This window comes from Exiguobacterium artemiae 255-15 (assembly GCF_000019905.1).
Lineage (GTDB): Bacteria > Bacillota > Bacilli > Exiguobacteriales > Exiguobacteriaceae > Exiguobacterium_A > Exiguobacterium_A artemiae.
On sequence record NC_010556.1, the window covers coordinates 2,775,762 to 2,790,256 of the forward strand.

A 14,495-nucleotide genomic window follows, 5' to 3' on the forward strand; every position below is an offset into this window, starting at 1 on the left:
GTTTATTTTGTCGGACGGGCAATCGTAAATATTTCACCGATTTTCGCGTAGTCATTGCCGGCAAGACGGGCAATCGCGTTTAATCCGTCTGCATCAATCCGGAAGGACTCTTCCAGTTCATCGGCGACATGATAGCGGATGACTTCGCCAATCAATAAATCGGCTGTTTCAAGTTCGATGTGTTGCGTCAGCTTCAGCTCAAACCGGATTTTTGCTTCTGCGACCGCGGGAACATTGATCAAATCACTGTCAATCAGTGTCAGATTCGTCCGCTCCAGTTCACTTTCGCCGTAGGCAAGCGGTGCTGCCGTCTCGTTGACCGCTTCGACAATCTCTTCACTGACAATATGGATGACATATTCTTTCGTTAACAAGATATTTTTAGCCGTATCCTTCTCCCCTTGATCCGTCTTTTGAACGGCAATCAACAGTTGAGGCGGATGACTTGAGGCGACGGTAAAGAACGAAAACGGGGCAGCATTGATTGTTCCATCCGCTCCTTTTGTCGTGACGAAAGCAATCGGTCGCGGGATGATACTCCCGATCAACAATTTATAGTTTTCTTTTGGACTGAGTGACCGCGCATCAAACTTCATTGTTATAACCTCTTTCTCTGTTTACCCGAGCATGGCTGCGAGTGAATAGTCTCCAGCACCAATCAAGGCGACGCCAAGAGCGATGACGATCAGTGCCATGTTGTATTCGTACCCGTTCTGTGTCACCCAGTAACCATTTTGACCGTGCACCTTGATGATCGCAACGAGCATCGATCCGATAATCAGTGCTGCTGCAAACCATAAGAAGAGACCACCGGCAAACAGTACGCCACCGACTAGTTCCGCAAGTCCTGCCGCAAGTGCAAGTGTTTTACCCGGTTTCATGCCGATCGACTCAAACCAGCCGCCTGTCCCCTCAATCCCGTGTCCACCGAACCAGCCAAACAATTTTTGTGCGCCGTGTGCTGCAAATGTTAAGCCAATCACCAAGCGAATTAAAAATAATCCTAAATCCATCATCTTTCTCAAACTCCCTTTTACTTAATGTTTTTTAATTACTTTTAGTAACCTAAATAAGACTATAAACTATCACTTACTAAAAGTAAATAGATTTGTTTTTGTTCTTTTTGTTACATTAAGTAAAATGATTCGATTTTTTTAGTAGAAGCGGGTATACTACAAATATAGAAAGGATGAGTGCTGATGGAAGAGACATTGATTCCGACTGCCCTTTGTCCGAAAGTCGAACATGCCTTTGAAATTTTGGGCAAGAAGTGGACGGGCTTGATTTTACGTCATCTCATGACAAAGACCTGTCGTTTCAACGAAATTCAAGATGCGATTCCGGAGTTGTCTGGTCGTATGTTAACGGAGCGCATGAAGGAACTTGAGGCGGAAGGTATTGTGATCCGGACCGTCATTCCGGAACGTCCGATTAAAATTCAATACAGTTTGACTGACAAAGGTCGTCAGCTTGAACCTGTCATTCGTTCAATCGAAGAATGGGCCGAGCTCCAAGACTGACATAAAAAGTCTCTCTACTCCGGAGAGGCTTTTTATTTTCAATTGTATTGAGAACGATTATCAATTAAACTGAAAGTATTCACATTTTGGAGAAAGGATGATTCAGATGAATGTCATGATCGGCTTTGTCAGTATGTCCGGAAATACCGAAGATATCGTACATCTCCTGCAGTCGGAACTCGAACAAAAAGGCTGCATTGTTCATATACAGGAACTTGACCGGTTATATCCGTCCGACTTCTCTCAGTATGATGCCGTATTGCTCGGCTCCTATACATGGGGAGACGGCGATTTGCCGTATGAAGCGGAAGATTTCCTTGAAGATCTTGCCGACAGTGACTTGAACGGCTTGGCAGCTGCCTCCTTTGGTTCGGGGGACCGTGATTATCCGAAATACTGCGCCGCTGTCGATCTGCTCGAACAGACGTTACAATCAGCCGGTGCGACAATCACCGCTCCTGGTCTGAAGATCGAGTTTGATCCGGATACCCCGGAGAAACAAACTGCCTGTCGTCTGTTTGCTGAAGAATTTTTTGAACGGGCACAACGATTGTATGCGTGAACTACTCACCACTTATTTGCTTCGCAAATTGAAGTGGGTGCTTCTTGGGAAGACCGTACTTTTACGAGCTACGGTTATTGACCAAGCTCATCGGGTGGTTCCCACCCTGAAGGGGTTTCAGTCTGCTAACAGCAACAAGTTGATACTTGCGTTGATATCTCGATCATGATGCGCACCGCAAGTACATGTCCACTCGCGCACATCCAACGTTTTCTTCTCACCTTTCCTTCCGCAAGAAGAACAGATTTGGGTTGAGGCGTACCATTGGTCCGCTTTGATCAGTGTTCGTCCGTAGAAGGTGCATTTATAGGCCAACTGCCGGACGAACTCATACCAACTGACGTCTCCGATCGATTTGGCGATCGTATGGTTCTTCATCATGTTCTTCAACTTCAGTGTCTCGACGACGATGACTTGGTTCTCGTCAACGATCCGTTTCGACAGCTTATGAAGAAAATCTTGACGTTGATTTACAATCTTCTCATGCTTCTTGGCGAGGATCATCCTCGCCTTATCTCGATTTTTACTCCCGGTTTTCTTGCGGGACAAGGCGCGTTGTGCCTTCTTAATCTTCTCTTCGGACTTTCGAAGGAAACGAGGATTGGCAACTTTCTCAGAAGTCCACTCATCGTTTGTCAGGATGGCGAAGTGCTCCAGACCAAGGTCAATTCCTACTTTATTCTTAGCGGGAACCCATTGCTCTTCGGTCTGATCGACTAGGATCGAGATGAAGAATTTCCGGGTCTTCGTCATCGAGACCGTCGCGGACTTGATGACGCCAACGAACGGACGGTGCTGCTTCAACTTCACAAAACCGATTTTAGGAAGCTTCACCTTACGATCTTCGATTCGTATGCTACCCTTCAGATTGTTGGTCGTGTAAGAGGCTCGGTCGTTATGCTTTGATTTGAATTTCGGAAATCCGACAGACTGATCCCGAAAAAAGTTTTGGTACGCTCTGTTCAAGTCCATCTGAGCGTTCGCAAGGGAAAGACTATCGACTTCTTTGAGGAAAGGGAATTCAGGCTTGTACTTCGCTGGGGTTGGGAGCTTTTGCTTTACGCCAGGGTTCAGTTTCGAGTCTTCATACAGTCGGATTCGCTCTTCGAGCATCTTATTGTAGACGAAACGGACACAACTGAACGTCTTCATGAAATATTCTCGTTGGGGTTTCGTCGGATAAAGTCGAAACTTATACGCCTTCAGCAAAGCAATCACTCCTTTCCTTTTGATTCGTTATACTCATTTTATCGAACGATTGGAGTCTTGCAAAGTCAGGCGATTCATCTCCCACCTACGCCGGGTTCCGCCCTAAGATGCTTAGAGGTGGAAGAATTCTCGCTAAATTTAGTTAAACGAAAAACCCCGGCTGCTGTCAGCCGAGGTCTTTTTTTGCTTTCCAGCGTTTTTGGATGTACCACGGGACAATCGTCAATACGAGGAAGACGATGATTGCTCCGATGATGAGTTGCGGATCCTTCGAGACGATACTGCTCCCTAAAAAGTTATAGGCAAATGTCCCGGGGATAATTCCAATCAACGTCGCGAGGAAAAAGGATAACAAGCGGACTTTTGACAGTCCGGCGGCATAACTGATCAAATCGAAGTTGAAGATCGGCAACAGCCGGAAAATCAGGACATAGATAAATCCATTTTTCTCGAGTTGCTGCTGAATCTGATGGATTTTTCCTGCCTGTTCCTTTTTCTTGATCAACCCATTTCCAAGCTTTTGGGCAACTAAAAAAGCGACGACTGCACCAAGTGTCGCTCCGATGACGGTGTAAAGTGTTCCGAGACAGGCACCAAACGCCAAACCGCCAGTAATCGACAAAACGGATGCCGGGAAAAAAATCAACGGACGAATCGTATAGAGTAAGATATACAGAATCGGCGCCCACATCCCGAACGATAAGATCCAGTCCTTGATGTCGGTCGGACTGAGGTTGAGATAGGAACGGCTAAACCAGATCAGTCCGCCGATCAAAAGAACAAGCACTAGAATCCTGATGAATTGTTGCTGGCGTGTCATAACATATCTCCTGTCTTTAGCAATAAACGCTCTCTCTTTATGCATTTCCCGAATTCGCTCCGTTTTACGCGTTTCACCGCTTTCGCAATGTGTGTTTCAGCTCAGACCGTTTTCGGGAACTACATAGAGATACCATGTAACTTAAGAAAGGTGATTATCATGACACAACCGATTAAAGCACTGGTCTTTGATGTCTACGGTACATTGTTTGATGTCCATTCCGTCAAAGTGAAAGCAGAGGAACTCTATCCGGAACACGGGGAAGCCATCAGTCAGGCCTGGCGTCAAAAACAGCTCGAATATTCCTTTTTACGTCAGTTGAACGGTCAGTACGTCCCGTTCAGCCAAGTGACACGTGATGCGCTCCGTTACGCCTTACTGCAACTGAAGCTCCACGTCACGGAAGAAAATATTGCAGACCTGATGGAAGTCTATTTGAAGCTCGATCATTATCCGGAAGTCGATGATGTCTTACAGCAGATGGGTGATAAACAAATCGCTGTCTTCTCGAACGGTTCACACGACATGCTTGATCCCCTGATCGAACAATCCGGTCTCGCCGGATGGTTTGACCAGATCATCAGTGTCGATGACATCAAGCAGTATAAACCGACACCCGCTTCCTATATGCATGCGCTCAATACGCTCGGTCTCAAACGGGAGGACGTGCTGTTCATGTCATCGAACGGTTGGGACATCACCGGTGCGAAAAGTTTCGGTTTCCGAACAGCCTGGATTAACCGGTCGGGTCTGCCCGTCGAAGAGCTGAATCTCGATCCGGACAGTATTTATGATGACTTAACGGGTCTGCTGGAATGGAAATGAACAAAAGCGATGTTTGCCTGATCATCCAGGCAAACATCGCTTTTTGTTTAATAATTGGCCAGACGGGAGTAGCCTTTTTTAAAGAGATCAAGCTTCAGTCCACCGTCTTTTTCGATAAAGAACAGATATTCTTTTTGATCGGTATCTTTATAAAATACTTTATACAGCGTTAACGTCTGTTTTTTGTTGTTTTCACTGGCAACGACCTGGTGTTTCGAAATGACCTCTGCCTGGACTTGCTCTCCATCCAGACGATCAATCATTGGTTGGAATGATTTTTTCTCTTGTTCAGTTGCCGGTTTACCCGGTGCAATCGTAAAGAAGTCATCACTCGCTTTGTTCGTCAGACCATACTTCCGATCGACGATCACCACATTTTTCAGTTTGCCATCAACCGTCTGATCAAAGGCGTACAGTTTTTGAATCCGTGTCTGCTCACCTTCCGCTCGACCGATTTCGTACAGCGGCTTCTGCTTCGTATTCGTCTCGACGGCTTTTTTATCAGGGACGAGCTCTTCTTTGTAGGCGATTTGATAGGCATTGACGATTTCACGAATCTGTAAGCCGATTGCGACAATGACAAGTACACCTAATAACACGATGATGACTTTTTTCATTCCATTTTTCCCCCATGTCTTTCGAATTCCTTACTTTAAATCTAGCCCAGGTTCGGCATTCATGGCAAGTGTCGATTGGCGGCCTGCCCGGTAAGGGTGAATCGCTGCCGCTCCAATCATCGCGGCATTATCACCGCATAAGTGCATCGGCGGAATGACCAGTTCGATGCCTTCACGTGAACAGGCTTCCGTCAATCCTGCCCGCAGTCCGCGGTTGGCCGCGACGCCACCCGCAATAAGCAACTGTTTGCCGCCCTTTTCTTTGACGGCACGGATCGCTTTTGTGACGAGCACTTCGACGACGCTTGCCTGAAAACTGGCAGCCAGGTCTTCCGGAATGATGACTTCGCCGCGTTGTTCCGCGTTATGAACGGCATTGATGACAGACGATTTGAGTCCGCTGAAGCTGAAGTCATACGACTCTTTTTCGAGCCAAATTCGTGGGAAATGGAATGTATCCTGACCGGTTTGCGCCAATTGATCAATCCGCGGACCACCCGGATAAGGAAGTTTCAAGGTCCGTGCTACTTTATCATAGGCTTCGCCCGCTGCATCATCGCGCGTTTCACCGATGACTTCATACACGCCGTCTTCCGGCATGTAAATCAGTTCCGTGTGTCCGCCGGATGCAATCAAACAGACGAGTGGAAAGCGAAGTTCTTGTTCCAAACGGTTGGCATAGATGTGACCGGCGATGTGGTGGACACCAAGAAGTGGCTTACCGTGGGCAAATGCCAATGCTTTTGCCGCACTGACACCGACGAGTAACGCTCCGACAAGTCCCGGACCTTCCGTCACGGCAATCGCATCGATCTCATCGATTCTGACACCGGCTTCCGTTAACGCGTCATCGATGACATACGTGATCCGTTCCACGTGATGACGGGACGCGACTTCCGGAACTACTCCTCCAAAACGTTTGTGGCTTTCAATTTGAGAGGATACGACGTTCGATAAGACGTCTGTCCCTCCGCGGACGACAGCCGCAGCTGTCTCGTCACAACTTGATTCAATCGCTAATATCAACGGCTGTGTCATCACTCGTCTCCTTCCAGTTCCAACCAATAGATGGCTGCATCTTCATTATTATCTTGATAATATCGTTTTCTCGTTCCGGCATATAAAAAGCCCAGCTTTTCATACAACGTTCGTGCCGGCGTATTCGACACCCGTACTTCAAGCGTCATTGCCCGTAACCCTAATTGTCTCGCCTGTTCGATCAAAGCAACGAGCAGTGCTTCTCCGATTCCCGTACCGCGCGCCTTTTGTTTAACGGCGACGTTCGTGATATGTCCTTCATCAGCAATATGCCATAGTCCCGCGAATCCAATGATTTCTTCTGTTTCGGCGACCAGATAATACGCATTTGGATTTTGTGTCATCTCCGCGATGAACGATTCCAAAGTCCACGGGGTCGCAAACGACTCCAGCTCCACGGCATGCACACCCGGTGCATCAACGACCGTCATTTTTCGAATCGTAACCTTAGTCATGGCGTTGTGCCTCAATCCACTTGGCTTCTGCTTCGGCGAGACGCAGATAACGCGGTTCGAACGCGTGGGTCTCAACCGGTTCACGTTTAGCACCGAGTAAGGCGAGGACACCGGCCCGTGGTGCACGGAATGCGGGATCAACGATAGTGAAGGATTGAAGTTCCGTCGTGAACTTGTCTGTATCACCTGTGATTTTCGTGTCGGTCGGCAGTGTCTTGACGAAGTCAGCTATGACCGTATGCTGTTCTTCCCCCACCAGTTGACCCTCTTCATAGAAACCGACGAAACCTGTTCCACGACGGGCATCCTGAATCGCAACGATTCGTCCGGTTGATCCGGCCGATGCTGCCATCAATTCAAGCGTCGAAACCGGGACTAAATCAATACCCAGCGTATAGGCCAGTGTCTTCGCTGTCGTTGCACCAATCCGAAGACCGGTATATGAACCCGGGCCATCAGCGATGACAATCCGTGTTAAATCACGTGGCGACCAATTAACTTCCTGCATCATCCGTTCCAGTAAAGGCATCAGTTTTGTCGCATGATTCAAAGAAGTCACATAAGAGGCTTCCGCCAAAATCTGTTGTCCGTCCGATAACGCAACAGACAGTTGTTTCGTCGATGTATCAATCGCTACGATTTTCATTGCTTTAACCCCTCACATAGTTGGATATACTTCTCACCGATCGGTTCCAGACGAAAGCGGCGTGAATCATCACCCGTCCGTTCAATCGTAATCGCAAGACGTTCTGGTGGAAGGACATCGGCAATTAATTCCGACCATTCAACGACAGCGACACCGTCTCCATTTAAATATTCTTCAAGACCGATATCATCACCGCCTTCCAGACGATACACGTCCATATGATAGAGCGGCAGTCGTCCGGCATAGACTTTCATGATCGTAAACGTCGGACTGTTGACATTACGTGTCACCCCAAGACCTTTCGCAAATCCTTGTGTAAACGTCGTCTTTCCAGCTCCCAGGTCACCATCAAGCGTGATAACCATTCCTTCAAAGGCACGGTGGCCAAGTGTAACGGCAAGTGTCGTCGTCTGTTCGAGACTCGTCATTTCAAGTTCCATCATCGGTGTCCTCCTCCTTTTCTCTTACTCCATTGTACCGAACAAAAAAGACAAAAAAAAATACGAAACGCTGAACGTTTCGTAGTAAAGTTGAAGTTAAGTTTAAAATTGGTTGCGGGGGCCGGATTTGAACCGACGACCTTTGGGTTATGAGCCCAACGAGCTACCAGACTGCTCCACCCCGCGACGATAAACGTTTCGGATTTGAATTATAAAAATTGGTTGCGGGGGCCGGATTTGAACCGACGACCTTTGGGTTATGAGCCCAACGAGCTACCAGACTGCTCCACCCCGCGATGATATAACGTTTCGACAGATATTAATATAACATGTACTTTAAAAAAAGACAAGTCTTATTTCATTTTTTGATCCTTTTTTTCAAAAGAACTTATACTGACATCATTTCTTTCAGTACTTTTAAAAGAAAAACCGACCTGCAAAATGCAGATCGGTCTCTTACTGGCCTGGCAACGTCCTATCCTCACAGGGGGAAGCCCCCAACTACTTTCGGCGTTCAAGTGCTTAACTTCCGTGTTCGGCATGGGAACGGGTGTGACCACTTGGCTATCGTCACCAGACGACGGGCTCGCGCCCTCAAAACTGAAGTCATCAACAATGCATCTGCTAGAACAAGGCCTCGACCGATTAGTATCACTCAGCTCCGCATGTCGCCATGCTTCCACCCGTGACCTATCTACCTCATCGTCTCTGAGGGGTCTTTCTTGATTACTCAAAGGGAAATCTCATCTTGGAGGGGGCTTCATGCTTAGATGCTTTCAGCATTTATCCCGTCCGCACGTAGCTACCCAGCGATGCTCCTGGCGGAACAACTGGTACACCAGCGGTGCGTCCATCCCGGTCCTCTCGTACTAAGGACAGCTCTCCTCAAATTTCCTGCGCCCACGACGGATAGGGACCGAACTGTCTCACGACGTTCTGAACCCAGCTCGCGTACCGCTTTAATGGGCGAACAGCCCAACCCTTGGGACCTACTCCAGCCCCAGGATGCGATGAGCCGACATCGAGGTGCCAAACCTCCCCGTCGATGTGGACTCTTGGGGGAGATCAGCCTGTTATCCCCAGGGTAGCTTTTATCCGTTGAGCGATGGCCCTTCCATGCGGAACCACCGGATCACTAAGCCCGACTTTCGTCCCTGCTCGACTTGTAGGTCTCGCAGTCAAGCTCCCTTCTGCCTTTGCGCTCTACGAATGATTTCCAACCATTCTGAGGGAACCTTTGGGCGCCTCCGTTACTGTTTAGGAGGCGACCGCCCCAGTCAAACTACCCGCCTGACACGGTCCTCCAGCCGGATGACGGCTGCGAGTTAGAGACTCTATGCATGAAGGGCGGTATCCCAAGGGTGACTCCTCCGAAGCTGGCGCTCCGGTCTCGACGTCTCCCGCCTATCCTGTACATCATGCACAAAGCCTCAATATCAGGCTGTAGTAAAGCTCCATGGGGTCTTTCCGTCCTGTCGCGGGTAACCTGCATCTTCACAGGTACTATGATTTCACCGGGTCTCTCGTTGAGACAGTGCCCAAATCGTTACGCCTTTCGTGCGGGTCGGAACTTACCCGACAAGGAATTTCGCTACCTTAGGACCGTTATAGTTACGGCCGCCGTTTACTGGGGCTTCGGTTCAAAGCTTCGCTTGCGCTAACCCATCCCCTTAACCTTCCAGCACCGGGCAGGCGTCAGCCCCTATACGTCATCTTGCGATTTAGCAGAGACCTGTGTTTTTGCTAAACAGTCGTTTGGGCCTATTCACTGCGGCTCTACTCATGTAGAGCGTCCCTTCTCCCGAAGTTACGGGACCATTTTGCCGAGTTCCTTAACGAGAGTTATCCCGCGCGTCTTAGAATTCTCATCCCGCCTACCTGTGTCGGTTTACGGTACTGGCACCTTCCACCTCACTAGAGGCTTTTCTTGGCAGTGTGAAATCGTGACCTTCGTCCCTACGGGACTCCGCATCGTTCCTCGACTTTGATGCCTGACGGATTTGCCAATCAGACGGTCTCGAAACTTACACATGCACTTCCATCCGCATGCGTCACTATCCTCCTGCGTCCCCCCATTGTTCAAACGGTGGATCGGTGGTACAGGAATATCAACCTGTTATCCATCGCCTACGCCTTTCGGCCTCGGCTTAGGTCCAGACTAACCCTGAGCGGACGAGCCTTCCTCAGGAAACCTTGGGCTTTCGACGGAGGGGATTCTCACCCCTCTTTTCGCTACTCACACCGGCATTCTCACTTCCAAACGCTCCACTGCTCCTTCCGGTACAGCTTCACAGCGGTTTGGAACGCTCCCCTACCATTCCTTACGGAATCCGCAGCTTCGGTGGTATGTTTAGCCCCGTTACATTTTCGGCGCGGCGCCACTCGACTAGTGAGCTATTACGCACTCTTTGAATGGTGGCTGCTTCTAAGCCAACATCCTAGCTGTCTAGGCAGCGCCACATCCTTTTCCACTTAACATACACTTTGGGACCTTAGCTGGCGGTCTGGGCTGTTTCCCTCTTGACTACGGATCTTATCACTCGCAGTCTGACTCCCGAGTATAAGTTGCCGGCATTCGGAGTTTAACTGAATTCGGTAACCCTGTGGGGGCCCCTAGTCCAATCAGTGCTCTACCTCCGGAACTCTCAACCTCGAGGCTAGCCCTAAAGCTATTTCGGGGAGAACCAGCTATCTCCAGGTTCGATTGGCATTTCACCGCTACCCACACCTCATCCCCGCACTTTTCAACGTGCGTGGGTTCGGACCTCCAGTCAGTGTTACCTGACCTTCATCCTGGACATGGGTAGATCACCTGGTTTCGGGTCTACGACAACGCACTATGGCGCCCTATTCAGACTCGCTTTCGCTACGGCTCCGCCTCATCAGCTTAACCTCGCGCGCTATCGTAACTCGCCGGTTCATTCTACAAAAGGCACGCCATCACCCGTTAACGGGCTCTGACTACTTGTAGGCATACGGTTTCAGGATCTATTTCACTCCCCTTCCGGGGTGCTTTTCACCTTTCCCTCACGGTACTGGTTCACTATCGGTCACTAGGGAGTATTTAGCCTTGGGAGATGGTCCTCCCGGATTCCGACGGGGTTTCACGTGTCCCGCCGTACTCAGGATCCACTCTGGAGGGAAAACAGTTTCAGCTACAGGGCTGTCACCTTCTTCGGCCGACCTTTCCAGGTCGTTCACCTACTGTCTTCCTTTTTGACTCCGTATAGAGTGTCCTACAACCCCGGAGAGCATGCTCTCCGGTTTGGGCTGTTCCCGTTTCGCTCGCCGCTACTCAGGGAATCGCATTTGCTTTCTCTTCCTCCGGGTACTTAGATGTTTCAGTTCCCCGGGTCTGCCTCACGCTACACTATGTATTCATGTAACATGTCCCATCCCATTACGGATGGTGGGTTCCCCCATTCGGAAATCCTCGGATCAAAGCATACTTACTGCTCCCCGAAGCATATCGCTGTTCGTCGCGTCCTTCATCGGCTCCTAGTGCCAAGGCATCCACCGTACGCCCTTCATACCTTGATCTAGCATTTTGGTATTCTAAGAACACACGTCTAATGACATGGTTATAAAAAGTTTGATGTCTTGTTGATGTCTTCAGTTTTCAAGGTGCGAGTGTCTCTATCGAGACGTTGAGAGACGAGCTCTCAAAACTGAACGATGGGCATGTCCCGTAAGGGACGTTTTCCTTAGAAAGGAGGTGATCCAGCCGCACCTTCCGATACGGCTACCTTGTTACGACTTCACCCCAATCATCTACCCCACCTTCGACGGCTGGCTCCTTGCGGTTACCTCACCGGCTTCGGGTGTTGCAAACTCTCGTGGTGTGACGGGCGGTGTGTACAAGACCCGGGAACGTATTCACCGCAGTATGCTGACCTGCGATTACTAGCGATTCCGACTTCATGCAGGCGAGTTGCAGCCTGCAATCCGAACTGGGAACGGCTTTCTGGGATTGGCTCCACCTCGCGGTCTCGCTGCCCTTTGTACCGTCCATTGTAGCACGTGTGTAGCCCAACTCATAAGGGGCATGATGATTTGACGTCATCCCCACCTTCCTCCGGTTTGTCACCGGCAGTCTCCCTAGAGTGCCCAACTAAATGCTGGCAACTAAGGATAGGGGTTGCGCTCGTTGCGGGACTTAACCCAACATCTCACGACACGAGCTGACGACAACCATGCACCACCTGTCACCCTTGTCCCCGAAGGGAAAACTTGATCTCTCAAGCGGTCAAGGGGATGTCAAGAGTTGGTAAGGTTCTTCGCGTTGCTTCGAATTAAACCACATGCTCCACCGCTTGTGCGGGTCCCCGTCAATTCCTTTGAGTTTCAGCCTTGCGGCCGTACTCCCCAGGCGGAGTGCTTAATGCGTTAGCTTCAGCACTGAGGGGCGGAAACCCCCCAACACCTAGCACTCATCGTTTACGGCGTGGACTACCAGGGTATCTAATCCTGTTTGCTCCCCACGCTTTCGCGCCTCAGCGTCAGTTACAGACCAAAGAGTCGCCTTCGCCACTGGTGTTCCTCCACATCTCTACGCATTTCACCGCTACACATGGAATTCCACTCTTCTCTTCTGTACTCAAGCCTTCCAGTTTCCAATGACCCTCCCCGGTTGAGCCGGGGGCTTTCACATCAGACTTAAAAGGCCGCCTGCGCGCGCTTTACGCCCAATAATTCCGGACAACGCTTGCCACCTACGTATTACCGCGGCTGCTGGCACGTAGTTAGCCGTGGCTTTCTCGCAAGGTACCGTCAAGGTACGAGCATTCCCTCTCGTACTTGTTCTTCCCTTACAACAGAGTTTTACGATCCGAAAACCTTCATCACTCACGCGGCGTTGCTCCATCAGACTTTCGTCCATTGTGGAAGATTCCCTACTGCTGCCTCCCGTAGGAGTCTGGGCCGTGTCTCAGTCCCAGTGTGGCCGATCACCCTCTCAGGTCGGCTATGCATCGTCGCCTTGGTGGGCCATTACCCCACCAACTAGCTAATGCACCGCAAGGCCATCCCAAGGTGACGCCGGAGCGCCTTTCATCATCAGACCATGCGGTCTGAAGAACTATTCGGTATTAGCTCCGATTTCTCGGAGTTATCCCAATCCTTGGGGCAGGTTCCTTACGTGTTACTCACCCGTCCGCCGCTCATTCCCTTCACTTCCCTCCGAAGAGTTCCGTGAGCTTCCTGCGCTCGACTTGCATGTATTAGGCACGCCGCCAGCGTTCGTCCTGAGCCAGGATCAAACTCTCCATAAAGTGTTTGACTTGCTCGTTGTTGTGACCGGAGTCACGTTGACGAAGCTTGCGCTTCATTCATTGTTTGTATCCGAAGATACGTTTTTTGCCTCATCGTTCAGTTTTCAAAGTTCGTCATCGTTTGTTTTGAAAATGGTGGGCCTAAGTGGACTCGAACCACCGACCTCACGCTTATCAGGCGTGCGCTCTAACCAGCTGAGCTATAGGCCCGTCAAAAGCAAACAAAATATGGTGCACCCTGAGAGATTCGAACTCCCGACCCCTTGATTCGTAGTCAAGTACTCTATCCAGCTGAGCTAAGGGTGCGATATGGTGCGGTCGAGAGGACTTGAACCTCCACAGTGTTGCCACCACTAGGCCCTCAACCTAGCGCGTCTACCATTCCGCCACGACCGCAAATATAAAATTAGGAATTAAAAATAAAATGGTGTGTCATGCAGGATTCGAACCTGCGACCCTCTGATTAAAAGTCAGATGCTCTACCAACTGAGCTAATGACACGAAAAACTGGGCTGGAAGGGATCGAACCTTCGCATGCTGGAATCAAAATCCAGTGCCTTACCACTTGGCCACAGCCCAAAAATGGCGGTCCTGACGGGATTCGAACCCGCGATCTCCTGCGTGACAGGCAGGCATGTTAACCGCTACACCACAGGACCACATTTTTGTGAAAATTAAGTATGAAATTAAAAATGGTGGAGGATGACGGGATCGAACCGCCGACCCTCTGCTTGTAAGGCAGATGCTCTCCCAGCTGAGCTAATCCTCCAAAATGGTGACCCGTACGGGAATCGAACCCGTGATACCGCCGTGAAAGGGCGGTGTCTTAACCGCTTGACCAACGGGCCATTTTAAAACAATAATTATTCTCAAGTAACAAATTCACATAAGAGGTCTGGCGGAGATGGAGGGATTCGAACCCTCGCACCAGTTTCCCGGCCTACACCCTTAGCAGGGGCGCCCCTTATAGCCACTTGGGTACATCTCCAAAGATAATGGCTCCGCAAGTAGGATTTGAACCTACGACCTACCGGTTAACAGCCGGTTGCTCTACCACTGAGCTATTGCGGAACGTGACGTTCGTTTCAGAACA

The 14,495-nt window shown here is 49.8% G+C and carries 12 protein-coding genes, 12 tRNA genes and 3 rRNA genes; 3 read left to right on the forward strand and 24 right to left on the reverse strand.

The features are described from left to right. Nucleotides 1-2 precede the first annotated feature (2 nt). A complete protein-coding gene (locus EXIG_RS14155) occupies nt 3-596 on the reverse strand; it encodes a flavin reductase family protein (protein ID WP_012371652.1) in 594 nt (197 codons plus the stop codon). 21 nt (nt 597-617) lie between these two features. Beyond that, nucleotides 618-1,016: a DoxX family protein gene (locus EXIG_RS14160; protein ID WP_012371653.1), complete on the reverse strand. Its 399-nt coding sequence runs from the start codon at nt 1,014-1,016 to the stop codon at nt 618-620. Between the two features lie 183 nt (nt 1,017-1,199). Here EXIG_RS14160 and EXIG_RS14165 point away from each other — a divergent pair, with 183 nt between their 5' ends. Both EXIG_RS14165 and EXIG_RS14170 read left to right on the forward strand, forming a co-directional pair. Next, the gene (locus EXIG_RS14165; protein ID WP_012371654.1) at nt 1,200-1,520 is read left to right on the forward strand and encodes a winged helix-turn-helix transcriptional regulator; all 321 of its coding nucleotides are present in this window, start codon (nt 1,200-1,202) and stop codon (nt 1,518-1,520) included. Nucleotides 1,521-1,617: 97 nt separating this feature from the next. After that, nucleotides 1,618-2,082, forward strand: a complete 465-nt coding sequence (locus EXIG_RS14170) for a flavodoxin (RefSeq protein WP_012371655.1) — start codon at nt 1,618-1,620, stop codon at nt 2,080-2,082. A gap of 117 nt (nt 2,083-2,199) precedes the next feature. Here the strand turns inward: EXIG_RS14170 and tnpB are convergent, their stop codons facing one another. Further along, on the reverse strand, nt 2,200-3,291 hold the full coding sequence (tnpB, locus tag EXIG_RS14175; RefSeq protein WP_012371656.1) for an IS200/IS605 family element RNA-guided endonuclease TnpB: 1,092 nt from the start codon (nt 3,289-3,291) through the stop codon (nt 2,200-2,202). 166 nt (nt 3,292-3,457) lie between these two features. Continuing rightward, complete coding sequence (locus tag EXIG_RS14180; protein ID WP_012371657.1) at nt 3,458-4,111, reverse strand: TVP38/TMEM64 family protein; 654 nt, start codon at nt 4,109-4,111, stop codon at nt 3,458-3,460. A 159-nt stretch (nt 4,112-4,270) separates the two neighbouring features. On the opposite strand from EXIG_RS14180, the gene EXIG_RS14185 reads away from it, so the two are divergent. Continuing rightward, nucleotides 4,271-4,936, forward strand: a complete 666-nt coding sequence (locus tag EXIG_RS14185) for a haloacid dehalogenase type II (protein ID WP_012371658.1) — start codon at nt 4,271-4,273, stop codon at nt 4,934-4,936. A gap of 47 nt (nt 4,937-4,983) precedes the next feature. Here EXIG_RS14185 and EXIG_RS14190 read toward each other — a convergent pair whose 3' ends face one another. The 20 genes from EXIG_RS14190 to EXIG_RS14285 form a co-directional block, all read right to left on the reverse strand. After that, the gene (locus tag EXIG_RS14190; RefSeq protein ID WP_012371659.1) at nt 4,984-5,553 is read right to left on the reverse strand and encodes a hypothetical protein; all 570 of its coding nucleotides are present in this window, start codon (nt 5,551-5,553) and stop codon (nt 4,984-4,986) included. Nucleotides 5,554-5,583: 30 nt separating this feature from the next. Continuing rightward, entirely contained in the window at nt 5,584-6,594 is a 1,011-nt protein-coding gene (gene tsaD, locus EXIG_RS14195) for a tRNA (adenosine(37)-N6)-threonylcarbamoyltransferase complex transferase subunit TsaD (protein WP_438940144.1), read from the reverse strand. Next, complete coding sequence (gene rimI, locus EXIG_RS14200) at nt 6,591-7,046, reverse strand: ribosomal protein S18-alanine N-acetyltransferase (protein ID WP_012371661.1); 456 nt, start codon at nt 7,044-7,046, stop codon at nt 6,591-6,593. The genes tsaD and rimI overlap by 4 nt, the downstream gene beginning before the upstream one ends. Beyond that, nucleotides 7,039-7,692, reverse strand: coding sequence for a tRNA (adenosine(37)-N6)-threonylcarbamoyltransferase complex dimerization subunit type 1 TsaB (tsaB, locus tag EXIG_RS14205; RefSeq protein WP_012371662.1), 654 nt, complete (start codon nt 7,690-7,692; stop codon nt 7,039-7,041). The genes rimI and tsaB overlap by 8 nt, the downstream gene beginning before the upstream one ends. After that, the gene (gene tsaE / locus EXIG_RS14210; RefSeq protein WP_012371663.1) at nt 7,689-8,135 is read right to left on the reverse strand and encodes a tRNA (adenosine(37)-N6)-threonylcarbamoyltransferase complex ATPase subunit type 1 TsaE; all 447 of its coding nucleotides are present in this window, start codon (nt 8,133-8,135) and stop codon (nt 7,689-7,691) included. Before tsaE ends, tsaB begins: the two co-directional genes overlap by 4 nt. 106 nt (nt 8,136-8,241) lie before the next feature. Next, nucleotides 8,242-8,318 (reverse strand) — tRNA-Met (locus tag EXIG_RS14215). Nucleotides 8,319-8,351: 33 nt separating this feature from the next. Continuing rightward, nucleotides 8,352-8,428 (reverse strand) — tRNA-Met (locus EXIG_RS14220). A gap of 166 nt (nt 8,429-8,594) precedes the next feature. After that, nucleotides 8,595-8,710 (reverse strand): 5S ribosomal RNA (gene rrf, locus EXIG_RS14225). 47 nt (nt 8,711-8,757) lie between these two features. Next, nucleotides 8,758-11,672: ribosomal RNA gene (locus EXIG_RS14230) — 23S ribosomal RNA — on the reverse strand. A 168-nt stretch (nt 11,673-11,840) separates the two neighbouring features. Further along, nucleotides 11,841-13,402, reverse strand: a 16S ribosomal RNA gene (locus tag EXIG_RS14235). Together the 16S, 23S and 5S rRNA genes with 12 tRNA genes alongside form the textbook arrangement of a ribosomal RNA operon. Nucleotides 13,403-13,535: 133 nt before the next feature. Beyond that, nucleotides 13,536-13,612, reverse strand: a tRNA-Ile gene (locus EXIG_RS14240). Nucleotides 13,613-13,631: 19 nt separating this feature from the next. Beyond that, nucleotides 13,632-13,708, reverse strand: a tRNA-Arg gene (locus EXIG_RS14245). Between the two features lie 4 nt (nt 13,709-13,712). After that, a tRNA-Leu gene (locus EXIG_RS14250) sits at nt 13,713-13,798 on the reverse strand. Nucleotides 13,799-13,827: 29 nt separating this feature from the next. Continuing rightward, nucleotides 13,828-13,903, reverse strand: a tRNA-Lys gene (locus EXIG_RS14255). Nucleotides 13,904-13,909: 6 nt separating this feature from the next. Next, nucleotides 13,910-13,981: transfer RNA gene (locus EXIG_RS14260), tRNA-Gln, on the reverse strand. Between the two features lie 4 nt (nt 13,982-13,985). Further along, nucleotides 13,986-14,061 (reverse strand) — tRNA-Asp (locus tag EXIG_RS14265). 34 nt (nt 14,062-14,095) lie between these two features. After that, nucleotides 14,096-14,171: transfer RNA gene (locus EXIG_RS14270), tRNA-Val, on the reverse strand. A 4-nt stretch (nt 14,172-14,175) separates the two neighbouring features. Beyond that, nucleotides 14,176-14,250: transfer RNA gene (locus EXIG_RS14275), tRNA-Glu, on the reverse strand. A 48-nt stretch (nt 14,251-14,298) separates the two neighbouring features. Further along, nucleotides 14,299-14,390 (reverse strand) — tRNA-Ser (locus tag EXIG_RS14280). 8 nt (nt 14,391-14,398) lie between these two features. Then, nucleotides 14,399-14,473 (reverse strand) — tRNA-Asn (locus EXIG_RS14285). Between the last annotated feature and the right edge of the window lie 22 nt (nt 14,474-14,495).

Bases quoted from the DNA above. Each gene is read 5' to 3' on its own strand.
- EXIG_RS14155 (WP_012371652.1), bottom strand. From the start codon at position 596: ATGAAGTTTGATGCGCGGTCACTCAGTCCAAAAGAAAACTATAAATTG.
- EXIG_RS14160 (WP_012371653.1), bottom strand. From the start codon at position 1,016: ATGATGGATTTAGGATTATTTTTAATTCGCTTGGTGATTGGCTTAACA.
- EXIG_RS14165 (WP_012371654.1), top strand. From the start codon at position 1,200: ATGGAAGAGACATTGATTCCGACTGCCCTTTGTCCGAAAGTCGAACAT.
- EXIG_RS14170 (WP_012371655.1), top strand. From the start codon at position 1,618: ATGATTCAGATGAATGTCATGATCGGCTTTGTCAGTATGTCCGGAAAT.
- EXIG_RS14180 (WP_012371657.1), bottom strand. From the start codon at position 4,111: ATGACACGCCAGCAACAATTCATCAGGATTCTAGTGCTTGTTCTTTTG.
- EXIG_RS14185 (WP_012371658.1), top strand. From the start codon at position 4,271: ATGACACAACCGATTAAAGCACTGGTCTTTGATGTCTACGGTACATTG.
- EXIG_RS14190 (WP_012371659.1), bottom strand. From the start codon at position 5,553: ATGAAAAAAGTCATCATCGTGTTATTAGGTGTACTTGTCATTGTCGCA.
- rimI (WP_012371661.1), bottom strand. From the start codon at position 7,046: ATGACTAAGGTTACGATTCGAAAAATGACGGTCGTTGATGCACCGGGT.
- tsaB (WP_012371662.1), bottom strand. From the start codon at position 7,692: ATGAAAATCGTAGCGATTGATACATCGACGAAACAACTGTCTGTTGCG.
- tsaE (WP_012371663.1), bottom strand. From the start codon at position 8,135: ATGATGGAACTTGAAATGACGAGTCTCGAACAGACGACGACACTTGCC.